Below are 14,632 nucleotides of genomic sequence, written 5' to 3'. Positions count from 1 at the left end.
ATATCTTATGAAAAAATATATTATTATCGCCTTATTAGTGGTCGTGGCTTTGATTTTAGCCTATCTCACATTTGTTATCGCAGCAATTAAGTTTGCAGTAGGCTCCGTATTTGTGGGGATCATGGTCCTTGCAATCTTTATTTTGTGGGTCATGTGGAAAACAAGGGATTAAGCGTGAAAAAAGATATTGAAATACCTAAAGTGAGCGATGTATATATCGCTGCACGGAAAACCTTTAACGAAGAGCACCTTCAGGAAGAGTGGAACGTGTACCTCATTAACGCAAAAGAAGACCCTCTGGAAATTGTGCTTATTGTCGCAAAAGGGCACGGTGACTCTAAGAAGACCAGCACCATGCGCCATAAACTGGATCTATTACCGGGAAAATCCTTTGCTAAAATTGAATTTATTGAAGATAGCCTGTTAGCGCTAAACAATGAGTTTGCAGTCACTTTTTTTCTAAATGGGACCTTATATGAACGTACCTTTATTTTCCCGGCCAATTCAATAAATGAGAAAAACCTTAGTATCTTACCTGTGATGGGCGATCCTGGGATTCTGGCAGAGTAGGATTATAATTTAATAGAAAACTTATACTTTATAAAGTAGTACAAATTTTTTAAATACTTAAGAAATCTGTACTGACTTCCTTTCAATTATTATTATCCTTTTTTTGTTCCAAAAAGGTGTTAAATGAGGAATTACAGCATGAAAATATAAAACGATTATATTTTTATCTTAAAATAAACTTGATTGGAATAATTATTCCCGCTTTTATTCTGGTAATTCTTTTACCTATTCTTGAAGAATGTTGGACCGTTCAAAATGTTCATTTTATAAAATTCAATCTTGTTGTAATTTTACAAGATGTTTTTACAGAAATATTCAAGAGAATGCGGATTTACTTATATTAAAACCTTCCCTTACTTCAAAAATTTGAAAAAATTCTTAGTTGAAAGTTACTGAGCATCAAAAGATGTTCTAGAGAAAAGAATGGATATAATTATTATATTTATATCATAAACTGATATTATTTAAATGTTGTTTTTGAGAAATTACCTTAAACAACATATCTATTTCAGAAAACAAGTAAACACATGAACCTACAAGCGCGAAAATATAAATTTATACAAGAGCTTTTTAAGGTGGAAGAACTCGATGTTATGGATAAACTTGAAGAAATCCTAGAAAATGGACTTTCGGTCAGACGCGATACAATTGAAGAGTACAATAAAGACCTTAATGATGCCATATCCGAGATTGAACGCGGTGAGTTTTATACTCATGATGAGGCTAAAAAAATAGCCAGCAAATGGTAAAAGTGGTCTGGCGAAAAGGAGCTTTAATTCATTTGAATGAACATTACAATTATATCAAAAAAACTTCGTCAGAGTCTGCAATAAATGTGCGTGATTCTATTTTTGAAATGGTTGAGGCACTTGCAGAAAACCCTGAAATTTATCCGCTGGATATGTATCGCAGTAACAATAATGGAGATATCAGGGCTTTTGAAAAGTATAGCTTAAGGGTTGCCTATCAAGTTACGGAACAAGAAATCAGAATTATACGCGTACGCCATACAAAAAGGGAGCCCCTAAAGTATTAATAAGCACTTTATGCAAATCAATTTCCGCACAAAAGAAGAAAGTAACCGCATACAACAGGAAGAGTTTTTAAAACTCCAGCCCGTGGATCGCTTTTATGCTTTCCTTGATTTGATGTGGGCGTTAAAAGATTATCCTTCTAAAGAAAAAGACAAGAACAAAGGTAATTTTGTAATCAAACTTTATGAAGAAGAATAAGTGCAATAACAATCTTTAAGAAAGGCTCAGCATAATGGTTTGCAGCTACCCTTTAGAACGTCTGCCTGTAAAAAAAGTATTAAATACTCCATTGCAATTGTTAATATAATAATATGAAACAACATTCAAAAACTCGAAGCATGATTTTTGAATTCAGTTTAAATTATTTTCCGAAAATCTAATTATGATTTACTTATAAAAGAGAAAGAGGATGATTCTAATTACATTAGTCTTCTCAATGACCTATTTTCTTATTTTAAAAAATTGGGATTTGATCAAAGATTTTATATTCGATCTTTTTTGATTTTTAATTTGTCTGGACAAACTTCTCAGTACAGTTAATCTATTTGAAGCATTAGAATCTACTTTTTAAAATACCAAATAGTTGCTCTAATCCAGCTTATCCGTTAGCTTTAAAAACACCTTTTTCGGTTCTTTTCCTTTATATAAAATCTCATAAATCGCATCAATAATAGGAGTTTTTGCACCTAAATCCTGATTGAGTTTAAAGGCACTTTCGGCGGCATAATATCCTTCGGCAACCATGCTCATTTCTAGTTGGGCGCTACGTACGGTATATCCTTTCCCAATCATATTACCAAACATTCTGTTTCGGCTAAAAACAGAATAACCGGTAACCAATAAATCCCCTAAATAGGCAGAATCATTGATATTCCGCTTCATTTTATGGACTTTTTTGATGAATTTTTTCATCTCCCGTATCGCGTTGCTCATCAACACACTTTGAAAATTATCGCCATAACCGAGACCATGGGCAATCCCTGCGGCAATGGCATAAATATTTTTCAGCATTGCGGCATATTCTACGCCTATGGTATCATCGCTCAGGCTGGTTTTGATATAATCGCTGCTAACATGACTCGCCACCACACTTGCATGTTCTTCGCTGGTGCAGGCAAGGGTAAGATAAGAAAGACGCTCCAGTGCAACTTCTTCCGCATGGCAGGGACCACTGAGCACCCCTATATTTTCAAACGGAATATCGTATTTATCATGAAAATGCTGGCCTACGATTTTTCCGCTTTCGGGAACGATTCCTTTAATGGCAGAAAAAACCACTTTGTCTTTCAATGAAGCGGTAAGCTTTTCCAGTTCTTTGCTCACAAAAGCGGATGGAACGGCAAAAATGAGATAATCTGCATAATTTACAATCTCATCAATATCATTGCTCAGCTTAAGTTTGACCATGTCAAATTCTACCGCACTAAGATAATTTGGGTTGTGTTTTTCCTTTTTAAGATGTTCTATCGCATAGGTGTTACGCATATACCAGCCTACTTCATCCAGGTTTTCACAAAGCATTTTTACAATTGCCGTTGCCCAGCTCCCACCTCCTATTACACCAAATTTAATTGCCATTTCAAACTAAAAATTATCGATTCAGGCCAAAAATAATGCTTTTTTAGGAGTCTGCCCTGGAATTGAAAAAATTGGAAAATATGTGTTAGGAATAGAAGAATCGGCTTCGATCGTAAAGCGTGTGACCTAAAACATTAAGATACATTTAAAAGGGGTAATTGTGAAGAGCCCGCATTATTTCGTACTTTCATCTTTCAAGAAAACAACTAAAAAAATTATTCAATGGGATTATTTTCATTTATTAAAAACGCTGGTGCAAAAGTATTCGGCATAGGCAAAACCGATGAGCAGGAAGCTAAAGAAGACGCTACAGCAAAAGTCGCCGCCAGAGAGGAAGCTAACAAAAAAGCAGCTGCCGCATTAGAAGAAACAATAGGGGATCTGGGCCTCTCTGTTGAAGATCTTTCCGTCAGCATAATGGGAGACACCGCTACCGTAAAAGGCAAAGCCAAAGATCAAAGTACTAAAGAAAAAGTAGTGCTTGTTACCGGTAATGTGGAAGGTATTGCACAGGTAGACGATCAAATGAGCGTAGATCAGACAGAACCAGAATCTCAATTTTATACCGTAAAATCTGGAGATAGCCTGAGTAAAATCGCAAAGGCACATTATGACAATGCCATGAAGTACCCTGTAATCTTTGAAGCTAACAAACCCATGCTCAAAGATCCAGATAAAATTTATCCAGGACAGGTACTTCGTATCCCTAAATTGGATTAATTTTCTACAATTTTTATAAAAAAAGGGCTAAAACCGTCGGTTTTAGCCCTTTTTTTGTGCTTTTTTTTTAAAAATTAAGATAATATATATATCCTACCTGAAGCCATACAATAGAGTCATCATATTTATTGGGAGGATAAGCAGCTACATCAGGATTGAGTCCGTCAACCCAGTTCGAAAAATAGCGGTGATGACGTAATTCAAAATTAAGATCACTTAGAATGCCTATTTTAAACCTGAAACCCACACTCCCGGTAATTGCCGTGGTATGACCAGCCGAGTCATCAATGCCCCCTAACTTGCCCGTACCTTCTAAAAAACGATCAAAATAAGCATCTTCAGGCGGGATGCCGGGTATATCCTGAATTGAAGAATATCCTGGCTGGTAGCTTACGTAATGAACACCCAGGGAAATGTAAGGAGCTATTAAAAACGCCCCCGCCTGAAAATCCCTTACACTCAATGGGAAATATTCTACCTGGCTACCTATTTCAATTACAGATGATGTTCCTTTGTGATCGCGCAGATCACGTCCTTTATCACTATCTTTTTTAGATTCTGGCCCTTCGTGGCTCAATTTAGTATAATGATAATCTATTTCATTGCGTATCTTAAAATGGTCGTTAAAGTAAACATCTCGAGAATAGCAGTTGCAATCAGAACGATAGGCAAAGTTCATATAATGCATTAAGGCAACCCCTAAACCCACATTATTTATATTTGTATTAATATTATTTCTAAGTCCAAAATCAGATTGAAATAGTAATGGACCTGCACCTACGCCTATCTCATTAGAGAAACCAAATATAAATTGACCATCTGAACGGGAAAAAACACCGACAAAAAACAGAAAAAAGAGTATGAAACGCTTATTTTTCATTAATTTAGATTTCTATATCCTGCAAATATAACAAAGTTTTAAGGTTTTTTAAAAAAGGGTGATTATATATGTTTTTGTAAAAGGGTATTTTTAAAATTATGCTATCTTTTTAAGAATATGAAAATTTTAAGTTACTAAAATTTAATATTATATATATTTACATTATAATTTGAACAATTAATTTTCAATTATTTAATACAATACAAATGACAGATAACATCAAAAGTTTTGTCGACTCTGTTAAGATAAACAATCCTAATGAACCCGAATTTTTACAGGCAGTTCATGAAGTGGCAGAAACGGTGATTCCCTTTATTGAGCAAAATAAAAAATATCAAAATGCTAAATTATTAGAACGTATGGTTGAACCAGAGCGTACCATCATGTTTAGGGTGCCATGGGTAGACGATCAGGGGGAAACTCAAATAAATAAAGGGTATAGGGTAGAATTTAATTCAGCTATAGGTCCCTACAAAGGTGGTTTACGTTTTCACCCGTCTGTGAACTTAAGTATATTGAAGTTTCTTGGTTTTGAACAGGTCTTTAAAAACAGCCTTACCGGTTTGCCTATGGGCGGCGGGAAAGGGGGTTCAAACTTTGACCCTAAAGGAAAATCAGATAAGGAAATTATGCGCTTCTGCCAGAGTTTTATGACAGAACTGTATAGACATATAGGACCTAATACAGACGTACCCGCCGGGGATATAGGTGTGGGCGGTCGCGAGATTGGATTTATGTTCGGTCAATATAAACGCATACGCAATGAATTTACGGGTATCCTTACCGGTAAGGGACTGAGCTATGGTGGTTCAAAAATACGTCCAGAAGCTACAGGTTACGGCAATGTTTATTTCACTAAATATATGCTTGATGAGAAAGGGGAAACCATGAACGGGAAAATCGTGGTCATCTCAGGCTCAGGAAACGTCGCCATATACGCTGCGCAAAAGGCAACTCAGCTTGACGCCAAAGTGGTTACCATGTCAGATTCAAGCGGATTTATATATGATAAAGAGGGTATAGATGCTGATAAACTGGCTCATATTATAGAAATCAAAGATGTACGCCGCGGAAGGATCAAAGAATACCTTGATAAATATCCCGATGCTGAATATCATGAAGGTGAAAACCCTTGGGGAATCAAGTGTGATATTGCACTTCCTTGTGCTACACAAAACGAACTTCAGAAAGAAGATGCGGAGCAGCTTATAAAGAACGGTTGTATGAGTGTGGGAGAAGGAGCAAACATGCCCTGTACTCCAGAAGCTATCGAAGTATTTCAAAAGGCTAAAATTTTATTTTCACCTGGTAAAGCTTCAAATGCGGGTGGTGTCGCAACTTCTGGACTTGAGATGTCCCAGAACAGTTTGAGGTATAACTGGTCTGCAGAAGAGGTAGATCAAAAATTACATGAGATCATGTATGACATTCACAATGCCTGTGTATCGCATGGCAAAGATGCGGATGGACATATTGATTATGTGAAGGGTGCAAATATCGCCGGTTTTGTAAAAGTTGCCGATGCCATGCTGGCACAGGGAATCGTATAGCAAGCTATTCAGAACTATTAAATACCAAAAAAGGGTCTTCCGCACGAAGACCCTTTTTATTTGACAATAATCGTACTTTTGAACGTTATGTAAGCAATATTAAGCTCTATGATAAAGAAATTACTTCTGGCCTTTGTCTTTCTCACTGTGCTTAGTGCAAGTGCACAGGATTATTCTGACAGCTGGAAGGGTTATTTCTCATACACCAGCATCAATGATATAACGTACGGCAACGGGAGGGTATATGCAGCGGCCCAGAATTCGGTTTTTTCATATGATGCCACTACTGATGAACTTTCAACATTGTCTACGATTGAAGGGCTTTCTGGTGAGACCATTTCAGCAATTTATTACAGCGATCAGGCCAGCGCACTTTTCGTGGGCTACGCTTCTGGACTTTTTGATGTAGTTCAGGATAATGGGGACGTCCTTACCGTTGTGGATATCGTCAATAAAAATTCTATCCCCCCTAACGAAAAACAGATCAATCATTTTCTGGAAAATAATGGACTCTTATATATAAGTACAGATTTTGGGATCTCTTTATATAATATTGAACGGCTGGAGTTTGATGATTCCTATTTTATTGGCGCCGCTGGCGGAAGGCTACACGTACGTCAAACGGCAATTTCCGGTTCTTTTATCTACGCTGCTACTCAAGAGGGCGGGCTGAGACGTGCTTCTGTACAGGATGAAAATCTTATTGACTTTCAGAACTGGTCACCTATTTCTAATGGAAACTGGCTGGGAATTGTAAGTAGCGCAGACCGCCTTTATGCTGTTGATGCAAACAATACGCTCAATGTTCTCAATGGCACCACCTTCACTACACTTTCCCAATATCCTAGCCGACCGCTACGGCTTACTTCTGGCGGAACCGGGTTTACGGTCACCCTTACAAATAGGGTTTATGCCTATGACAGTACGGGTAGAGAGACCGCCAGTATTGCATTAAATGAACAGTATCCGGGAAGTTATAGTACCGCTTTTTCTACGCAAGGTTTGCTTTTTATAGGAAGTTCTGAAAGTGGTTTGTTGATGACCAGCCTGTCCGCCGCTCAGGATCTGATGCAGGTTTTGCCAGATGGCCCGTTGCGCAACGATCCTTTTTCAATTGAAGCGATACCCGGTGAATTATGGGTGGTTTATGGCGATTATAGCAATTCTTTTAATCCCTACCCATTGAAGCGTCGTGGTTTTAGCCATTTGCGACAAGAGTCTGGCTGGGAAAACAGTTCTTACCAGGATGCACGCAATGCCAATAATATGGTGAATATCACTATAAATCCGGAGAATACGGAAGAGGTTTTTTTAAGCTCCTTTAATTCTGGATTGCTGGAGATTAATGAAGGTATCGCTACCCAGCTTTTTGATGAAACAAACAGCGGTCTCAGCGATCTCCCCGTAAACCCAACTGATGTGCGTATTAATGGTGCGGCCTTTGATTCAAACGGAAATTTGTGGATGACCAATACACTGGTTGAAAATGCGCTTGCTAGAAAATCTGGGAACGACATAACCGGTTTTTCGATCAAGGAAATCGTACCAAATTTTGATGAAGTTTTCTATACTCAACTGGTAACAGATCGTCAGGGCAATGTGTATTTTGGTTCTGACAAAGCGGGTTTGATCGCTTACAATCCCGTAAATGAAAACTTTGCTAAGCTTACCGGCGAGGAAGAAGCTAATTTACCCTCAGATGATATACGTGCGCTCGCCTTAGACAACAGCGGTACGTTGTGGATAGGAACCACCGCCGGTCTGCGCTTACTCTTTGGCCCTGCCCAGGTTTTTGAAAACCCCGAGGTACAGACCAGTACGATCGTCATCCTTGAAAATGATATTCCGGTAGAACTTTTAAATGAGCAATCCATACAGAGTATAGCCGTGGATGGGTCTAATAATAAATGGGTGGGCACGCTAAGCAACGGTGTTTTTTATTTTTCGTCAAATGGACAGGAAACTTTGCTGCAGTTCAACACCTCAAATTCCCCATTACCGTCTAATACAATAAGTGCTATCAGTATTGATGATGAGAGTGGCGAAGTGTTTTTTGCCACCCCACAAGGGCTTGTCTCTTATGCAGGTAGTGCAGTTGCCGCAGCAGACAATCTCGAGGCAGTACGCGCTTTCCCTAATCCCGTAAAACCACAATTTACAGGGCAGGTGACCATAGATGGCCTTACCGAACGCGCTAATGTAAAAATCACAGACATCACCGGAAATCTTGTTTATGAAGAAGTTTCAGAAGGGGGAAGTATTCAATGGGATACAACTGCATTTGGAAAACATAAAGTAGCAACGGGCGTTTACCTGGTTCTGGTAACCTCAAGCGATGCTTCTGAAACGAAAATTGCAAAAATAATGATCATACGCTAATGCTGGTTACTACTCCCGCCATCGTCATTTCTGCCCTAAAATATGGTGAGGCAGATTTGATCGCAAAATGTTATACACGTAGCGACGGACTCAAATCCTATCTTCTAAGGCGCATTTTAAAGTCTAAAAAAGGAAATTTGCGCACCGCCATGTTTCAGCCAGCCATGCAACTCGAGATTGTTGCAAACCATAAAAATAAAGGCACGCTTGAGAGCATACGCGAAGCTAAAGTCCTGCACCCCTATCAAAGTTTGCATACTGATATTACAAAAACGAGTATCGTACTCTTTCTATCTGAAATAATACGCAGTTCAGTCATGGAAGAAGAAGAAAACCTTCCCCTTTATCATTTTCTTGAACATGCTTTTTTATGGCTGGACCATCAAGAACGTGCTGCTAATTTTCATCTGCTCTTTCTTCTGGAACTTACAAAATACCTGGGCTTTTACCCTGATAGTTCCCATATGGATAAAGAACAGTTCAATCTACAGACCGGGCAATTTGAAGCGCATCCTGACGTATATAGCATTTCACCGGCAAATCTATCCTTGCTTAAGGAATTACTAAAAACTAAATTTGACACCTTACATACTTTAAAACTCAACCAGCAAAGCCGCGCGGCATTTATGGACATGCTTCTTGATTATTATCATTTGCATATTCAGGGTTTTAAAAAACCTAAATCCCTTAGCGTGCTTACCAACCTATTCAACTAACTTTATGTTCAAAACCTTACTACTCTTCTTCTTTTTTATTGGATCACTTGTTCAGGCCCAGACCGTACAAATAATAGATAGTGACAGCAAAACACCCATAAGCAATGCCGCTTTTTTTAATGCCGAAAAAAACACCTCAGCAGTTAGCGATCTCCAGGGCAATGTAGATCTTTCAGACTTTGAGGAAAACGAAAACATTTTTATTACGCACATCTCACACCGCCCAAAAACGACCACAAAAGCCCAAATAATGGCTAAAAATGGTCAAATTTTACTCGATTCTGATGAAAATCAACTGGGGGAAGTAATACTTTCTGTGGCTAAGTTTGAACAGGATAGAGAGGTGGTTTCCCATAAGATAAATACGATTACACCAGAGCAGATCGCATTCAGGAATCCACAAACGGCGGCAGACCTTCTTTCAAATAGCGGGGAGGTTTATGTGCAAAAAAGTCAGCTGGGCGGTGGCAGCCCCATGATACGCGGCTTTTCAACAAATCGCCTGCTCCTTACCGTAGATGGAGTACGTATGAACACCGCGATTTTTCGTTCGGGCAATCTGCAGAATGTCATCAATATTGATCCTTTTGCCTTAGATCATACCGAGGTGATTTTGGGCCCCGGTTCTGTGGTTTATGGCAGTGATGCGATAGGCGGAGTGATAAACTTTTATACTACAAAACCTCAGTTTTCCACCGGAAATAATCAATTTTTAAGCGGTAATGCCGTAGCACGATATTCTACCGCAAATGAGGAAAAAACCGGCCATGTCGATTTTAATTTCGGTACAAAAAAGTGGGCGTTTTTTTCAAGCGCAAGCTATTCTGATTACGATGATCTGCGCATGGGCGCGCACGGTCCGGCAGACTATCTACGTCCAGATTATGTAGACCGCATCAATGGCGAAGATGTTCAGGTTATAAACGACAACCCCAATGTACAGGTGCCCACCGGTTTTGACCAACTCAACCTGATGCAAAAAGTGCGTTTTATGCCTAATGAAACCTGGGAATACAACCTCGGCGTGATTTACAGCACCACTTCAAACTATTCCCGTTACGATCGCCTTACCAGAAAGCGCGGTGATCAGTTACGCTCCGCGGAATGGTATTATGGTCCTCAAAACTGGTTTTTTTCTAATTTCCAAATAGATAAAAAAGGCTACGGACCGCTTTATGATAAAGCCAAACTAACCGTTGCCTTTCAAAATTTTGAAGAAAGCCGTCACGATCGCAACTTTGGCGATGATATACTTTTTGAGACCGAAGAGATGGTTGACGCCTATTCCGCAGCGCTTGATTTTACTAAAGAACTAGGCAAACATCAGCTTTTTTACGGTCTGGAGTATGTTTTTAATGATGTAAGCTCCAGCGGAAAACAGACAAATATTCTTGATAACACGAGCATTCCTGATGCTTCACGGTATCCTGATGGCTCCACCTGGCAATCTGCCGCAGCGTATGTAAGCGGTCAATTCCATCTTGCGGAAAACATGAACCTGCAATCTGGCCTACGGTACGATCAGGTACTGGTAGATGCCACTTTTGATGATCGTTTTTATGATTTTCCATTTTCAAATGCAGATATCAATACCGGTAATCTTACCGGTTCGCTAGGTTTAAACTGGCAGGCAAGTCAGATCTTGGGATGGCGTTTTAATGTTTCTACCGCCTTCAGGGCACCGAATATTGATGATGTGGGTAAAATTTTTGACAGCGAACCTGGTTCGGTTGTGGTGCCTAATCCTGACCTTAAAGCAGAATATGCCTATAACTATGAAATAGGCTTAAACCTCAATTTTGAAGAAGTAGTAAAAGTTGATCTCGCAGGGTTTTACACCTATCTTGACAATGCGCTGGTACGACGCGACTTTAATCTGGGCGGTGAGACCTTGATTGATTATCAGGGAGAACCCAGTAACGTGCAGGCCATTCAAAATGCGGCTTCTGCAAAGGTTGTAGGATTAGAAGCGGGCGTAGACATCCTGTTCAATAAAAACATGAATTTAAGTTCACAGATTAATATTATCGAGGGCAGTCAGGAAGAAGATGATGGCAGTACCGCACCTTTACGTCATGCCGCGCCCCTCTTTGGCAATACACATCTCGTTTGGAAAAATGATCGTTTAAAATTTGACGCGTTCGCGGAATATAATGGCCAACTTAATGCTGATGAGCTGGCGCCTTCTCAAGTGGGCAATTCCTATCTCTACGCGCTCAATGCGGATGGTGATCCTTATGCACCACGCTGGTACACGCTTAATTTTGCTACACAATACAAACTGAATCAAACCTGGCAGCTTACCGCCGCACTCGAAAACATTACTGATCAACGGTATCGTCCCTACTCTAGCGGGATTTCTGCTCCGGGACGTAACTTTATCGTTGCGGTGAAGGTTGGTTTTTAATTTTCACCAGCACAGTATAAAAAACTGAAAAATCTAGAATCACAATTGAGATTCTAATATTTTGACAATAAAAATGTCCCATACGTTTTAAATGCATGGGACATTTTTTATTTAAACAAACCTGATCTTTCGGTTTATGAACCGCACATTAAGCAGTCGTCATCACCTTCAGCTTCTTTTGCCTGGGCGATAATCGCTTTCATTTCTGAGGCGCTCATGGGAGTGGTATCAACTTCAGAATTGGCTTTTGCTGCCGGCTTTTCAACGGATGCTGTTTCATAAGCCAATTCAGGCTCTTCAACAAACAGCTCTTGCTGCGGAGGTTTTGGAACGCTAGATTCTAATGTTCTCGCGGCACGCGCAGCCATTCTATTTGATCGCACTTCCGGTTGCGGCAATACGGATTGTTCCTCTGGATTTGGCATTGATACTTTTTCTTCCGGTTGTGGAAGTACTGCCTTTTCTTCCTTTTTCAAAGTGAATTTTATGGCATCTACGGCAGATTTTGTACGTAAATAGTACATTCCTGTCTTTAATCCGCTTTTCCAGGCGTAAAAGTGCATGGAGGTCAATTTAGAATAATTGGCATTTTCCATAAATAGGTTAAGCGATTGGGATTGATCAATGAAATAGCCTCTATGACGAGACATGTCAATAATATCTTTCATGCTCAGTTCCCATACGGTTTTGTACAGTTCCTTAAGATTATCTGGAATGATATCTATATTTTGAATGGAACCATTAGAACGCATTACCGCTTGTTTTAAATCTTCATCCCATAAGTCTAAAGCCACAAGATCTTCTAATAAATGCTTGTTTACAACGATAAATTCACCAGAAAGAACCCTACGGGTGTAAATGTTTGACGTGTAAGGCTCAAAAGCTTCATTGTTTCCTAGAATCTGTGAAGTGGACGCGGTAGGCATAGGCGCAACAAGTAGTGAATTACGAACACCATGTTCCATCACTTCTTTACGAAGCGATTTCCAGTCCCATCTTCCGCTCAGTTCTTCATCGGTAATTCCCCAAAGGTTATACTGAAATTCCCCTTTCGAAATAGGCGAACCTTCAAAAGTTGAATACGGGCCTTCTATTTTTGCCATTTCCATAGAAGCGGTAACGGCAGCAAAGTAAAGGGTTTCAAAAATTTCTTCGTTCAATTTCTTTGCCTCGTCGCTGGTAAACGGCATACGTAATTTTATAAACGTATCTGCAAGTCCCTGGATTCCCAAACCTACGGGACGGTGGCGCATATTGGAATTTTCAGCCTCCTTAATGGGGTAATAATTGCGGTCAATTACCCTGTTCAGGTTTTTGGTCACGCGCTTAGTGATCTTATACAGTTCTTTATGGTCGAAACCGCCATCTTTTACAAACATGGGCAGCGCTATGGAAGCGAGGTTACACACTGCAACCTCATCAGGACTTGTGTACTCCATAATCTCTGTACAAAGATTTGAAGATCGAATCGTACCCAGGTTTTTCTGATTTGATTTACGGTTGGCCGCATCTTTATACAACATGTATGGCGTACCGGTCTCAATTTGAGATTCGAGTATTTTTTCCCAAAGTTCGCGTGCTTTTATGGTTTTTCGGCCTTTTCCAGCCTCTTCGTATTCAAGATATTTGGCGTCAAACTCTTCACTGTGCATATTGAAAAGGTTCGGGCACTCATTGGGACACATAAGCGTCCAGGTGCTGTTTTCTTCCACACGTTTCATAAACAAATCTGGAATCCACATGGCATAAAACAAATCGCGGGCGCGCATTTCTTCCTTACCGTGGTTTTTCTTAAGATCAAGAAAATCCATAATATCAGCATGCCATGGCTCTATGTACATAGCAAAAGAGCCTTTACGTTTACCACCGCCCTGATCTACATAACGTGCGGTGTCATTGTACACGCGCAACATGGGTACGATACCATTTGAAGTTCCATTCGTACCACCTATATAAGCACCTGTAGCGCGAATATTGTGAATAGAAAGGCCAATTCCTCCCGCGCTTTGAGAGATTTTTGCGGTTTGCTTTAGCGTATCATAAATCCCGTCAATACTATCGTCCTGCATGGCAAGAAGAAAACAGGAAGACATTTGCGGTTTTGGTGTACCCGAATTAAACAGCGTGGGGGTCGCGTGGGTAAAATACTTTTTAGACATCAATTCGTAGGTTTCCTTTACAGATTCCAGATCATCCAAATGAATTCCCAAAGAAACGCGCATCAACATATGCTGTGGCCGTTCAGCGATTTCTCCGTTTAATTTTAATAAATAAGAGCGCTCTAAAGTTTTAAACCCGAAGTAATCGTACCCAAAATCCCGACTATAAATAATAGAAGAATCAAGTTCTTCTTTATTTTCCATCATCACTTTATAAACATCGTCTGCGACCAGCGGGGCTTTTTTGCCCGTACGTGGGTTGACGTATTCATATAAGTCTGTCATGACCTCGCTAAAGGTCTTTTTTGTGTTTTTATGAAGGTTGGACACCGAAATACGCGCGGCAAGTTTTGCATAATCAGGATGTGAAGTAGTCATGGTCGCAGAAACCTCTGCCGCAAGATTATCAAGTTCACTTGTTGTTACACCATCATAAAGCCCTTCAATAACGCGCATTGAAATTTTAACCGGGTCTACCAGTGGGTTTAGACCATAGCACAACTTTCTTATGCGGGCGGTGATTTTATCAAACATTACGGGCTCTTTGCGGCCGTCTCTCTTAAGTACGTACATGGGTTTTTGTTTTAATGATTATGGGGTTAAAATAGTATAAGCATGCTACAATTATGGAGGTCGATG

13 protein-coding genes are annotated in these 14,632 nt (G+C 39.7%); 10 read left to right on the top strand and 3 right to left on the bottom strand.

Annotated elements, in window-relative coordinates; translation table 11 throughout:
• The first annotated feature begins 7 nt into the window (after positions 1-7).
• The 5 genes from P162_RS17695 (at position 8) to P162_RS09030 (ending at position 1,802) form a co-directional block, all read left to right on the top strand.
• Entirely contained in the window at positions 8-172 is a 165-nt protein-coding gene (locus P162_RS17695) for a hypothetical protein (protein ID WP_164076240.1), read from the top strand.
• A 2-nt stretch (positions 173-174) separates the two neighbouring features.
• Positions 175-570, top strand: a complete 396-nt coding sequence (locus P162_RS09050; RefSeq protein WP_031427002.1) for a hypothetical protein — start codon at positions 175-177, stop codon at positions 568-570.
• 527 nt (positions 571-1,097) lie between these two features.
• Complete coding sequence (locus tag P162_RS09040; protein ID WP_031426999.1) at positions 1,098-1,319, top strand: hypothetical protein; 222 nt, start codon at positions 1,098-1,100, stop codon at positions 1,317-1,319.
• On the top strand, positions 1,313-1,606 hold the full coding sequence (locus P162_RS09035) for a type II toxin-antitoxin system RelE/ParE family toxin (protein WP_035916968.1): 294 nt from the start codon (positions 1,313-1,315) through the stop codon (positions 1,604-1,606). Before P162_RS09040 ends, P162_RS09035 begins: the two co-directional genes overlap by 7 nt.
• Before the next feature lie 10 nt (positions 1,607-1,616).
• Positions 1,617-1,802, top strand: coding sequence for a hypothetical protein (locus P162_RS09030; protein ID WP_031426997.1), 186 nt, complete (start codon positions 1,617-1,619; stop codon positions 1,800-1,802).
• A 390-nt stretch (positions 1,803-2,192) separates the two neighbouring features.
• On the opposite strand, the gene P162_RS09025 is transcribed toward P162_RS09030, so the two are convergent.
• Positions 2,193-3,182, bottom strand: a complete 990-nt coding sequence (locus tag P162_RS09025) for an NAD(P)H-dependent glycerol-3-phosphate dehydrogenase (protein ID WP_031426996.1) — start codon at positions 3,180-3,182, stop codon at positions 2,193-2,195.
• A gap of 222 nt (positions 3,183-3,404) precedes the next feature.
• Here P162_RS09025 and lysM point away from each other — a divergent pair, with 222 nt between their 5' ends.
• Positions 3,405-3,902 (top strand): peptidoglycan-binding protein LysM, encoded by a 498-nt coding sequence (lysM, locus tag P162_RS09020; protein WP_031426995.1) that lies wholly within the window; start codon positions 3,405-3,407, stop codon positions 3,900-3,902.
• Positions 3,903-3,969: 67 nt separating this feature from the next.
• Here the strand turns inward: lysM and P162_RS09015 are convergent, their stop codons facing one another.
• Entirely contained in the window at positions 3,970-4,782 is an 813-nt protein-coding gene (locus P162_RS09015; RefSeq protein WP_031426994.1) for a THC0290_0291 family protein, read from the bottom strand.
• Positions 4,783-4,988: 206 nt separating this feature from the next.
• Here P162_RS09015 and gdhA point away from each other — a divergent pair, with 206 nt between their 5' ends.
• From gdhA to P162_RS08995, 4 genes are all read left to right on the top strand, one after another.
• Positions 4,989-6,332 carry an NADP-specific glutamate dehydrogenase gene (gene gdhA / locus P162_RS09010; RefSeq protein ID WP_031426993.1) on the top strand — a complete coding sequence of 448 codons (1,344 nt, stop codon included), beginning with the start codon at positions 4,989-4,991 and terminating at the stop codon, positions 6,330-6,332.
• A 108-nt stretch (positions 6,333-6,440) separates the two neighbouring features.
• The gene (locus P162_RS09005; protein WP_031426992.1) at positions 6,441-8,711 is read left to right on the top strand and encodes a two-component regulator propeller domain-containing protein; all 2,271 of its coding nucleotides are present in this window, start codon (positions 6,441-6,443) and stop codon (positions 8,709-8,711) included.
• Entirely contained in the window at positions 8,711-9,427 is a 717-nt protein-coding gene (gene recO / locus P162_RS09000) for a DNA repair protein RecO (RefSeq protein WP_031426991.1), read from the top strand. The genes P162_RS09005 and recO overlap by 1 nt, the downstream gene beginning before the upstream one ends.
• A 4-nt stretch (positions 9,428-9,431) precedes the next feature.
• On the top strand, positions 9,432-11,834 hold the full coding sequence (locus P162_RS08995) for a TonB-dependent receptor (RefSeq protein WP_031426990.1): 2,403 nt from the start codon (positions 9,432-9,434) through the stop codon (positions 11,832-11,834).
• 134 nt (positions 11,835-11,968) lie between these two features.
• Here the strand turns inward: P162_RS08995 and P162_RS08990 are convergent, their stop codons facing one another.
• Positions 11,969-14,566, bottom strand: coding sequence for a ribonucleoside-diphosphate reductase subunit alpha (locus P162_RS08990; protein WP_031426988.1), 2,598 nt, complete (start codon positions 14,564-14,566; stop codon positions 11,969-11,971).
• Positions 14,567-14,632: the final 66 nt, after the last annotated feature.

This window comes from Flavimarina sp. Hel_I_48 (genome assembly GCF_000733945.1).
Classification (GTDB): domain Bacteria; phylum Bacteroidota; class Bacteroidia; order Flavobacteriales; family Flavobacteriaceae; genus Leeuwenhoekiella.
Note: the sequence above shows the minus strand (reverse complement) of the source record. Positions and strands in the feature narration are given on the sequence as shown.

Excerpts from the sequence above, each read along its gene's own strand:
- P162_RS17695 (WP_164076240.1), top strand. The coding sequence starts at position 8 with ATGAAAAAATATATTATTATCGCCTTATTAGTGGTCGTGGCTTTGATT.
- P162_RS09040 (WP_031426999.1), top strand. The coding sequence starts at position 1,098 with ATGAACCTACAAGCGCGAAAATATAAATTTATACAAGAGCTTTTTAAG.
- P162_RS09035 (WP_035916968.1), top strand. The coding sequence starts at position 1,313 with ATGGTAAAAGTGGTCTGGCGAAAAGGAGCTTTAATTCATTTGAATGAA.
- P162_RS09030 (WP_031426997.1), top strand. The coding sequence starts at position 1,617 with ATGCAAATCAATTTCCGCACAAAAGAAGAAAGTAACCGCATACAACAG.
- P162_RS09025 (WP_031426996.1), bottom strand. The coding sequence starts at position 3,182 with ATGGCAATTAAATTTGGTGTAATAGGAGGTGGGAGCTGGGCAACGGCA.
- lysM (WP_031426995.1), top strand. The coding sequence starts at position 3,405 with ATGGGATTATTTTCATTTATTAAAAACGCTGGTGCAAAAGTATTCGGC.
- P162_RS09015 (WP_031426994.1), bottom strand. The coding sequence starts at position 4,782 with ATGAAAAATAAGCGTTTCATACTCTTTTTTCTGTTTTTTGTCGGTGTT.
- gdhA (WP_031426993.1), top strand. The coding sequence starts at position 4,989 with ATGACAGATAACATCAAAAGTTTTGTCGACTCTGTTAAGATAAACAAT.
- P162_RS09005 (WP_031426992.1), top strand. The coding sequence starts at position 6,441 with ATGATAAAGAAATTACTTCTGGCCTTTGTCTTTCTCACTGTGCTTAGT.
- recO (WP_031426991.1), top strand. The coding sequence starts at position 8,711 with ATGCTGGTTACTACTCCCGCCATCGTCATTTCTGCCCTAAAATATGGT.
- P162_RS08995 (WP_031426990.1), top strand. The coding sequence starts at position 9,432 with ATGTTCAAAACCTTACTACTCTTCTTCTTTTTTATTGGATCACTTGTT.
- P162_RS08990 (WP_031426988.1), bottom strand. The coding sequence starts at position 14,566 with ATGTACGTACTTAAGAGAGACGGCCGCAAAGAGCCCGTAATGTTTGAT.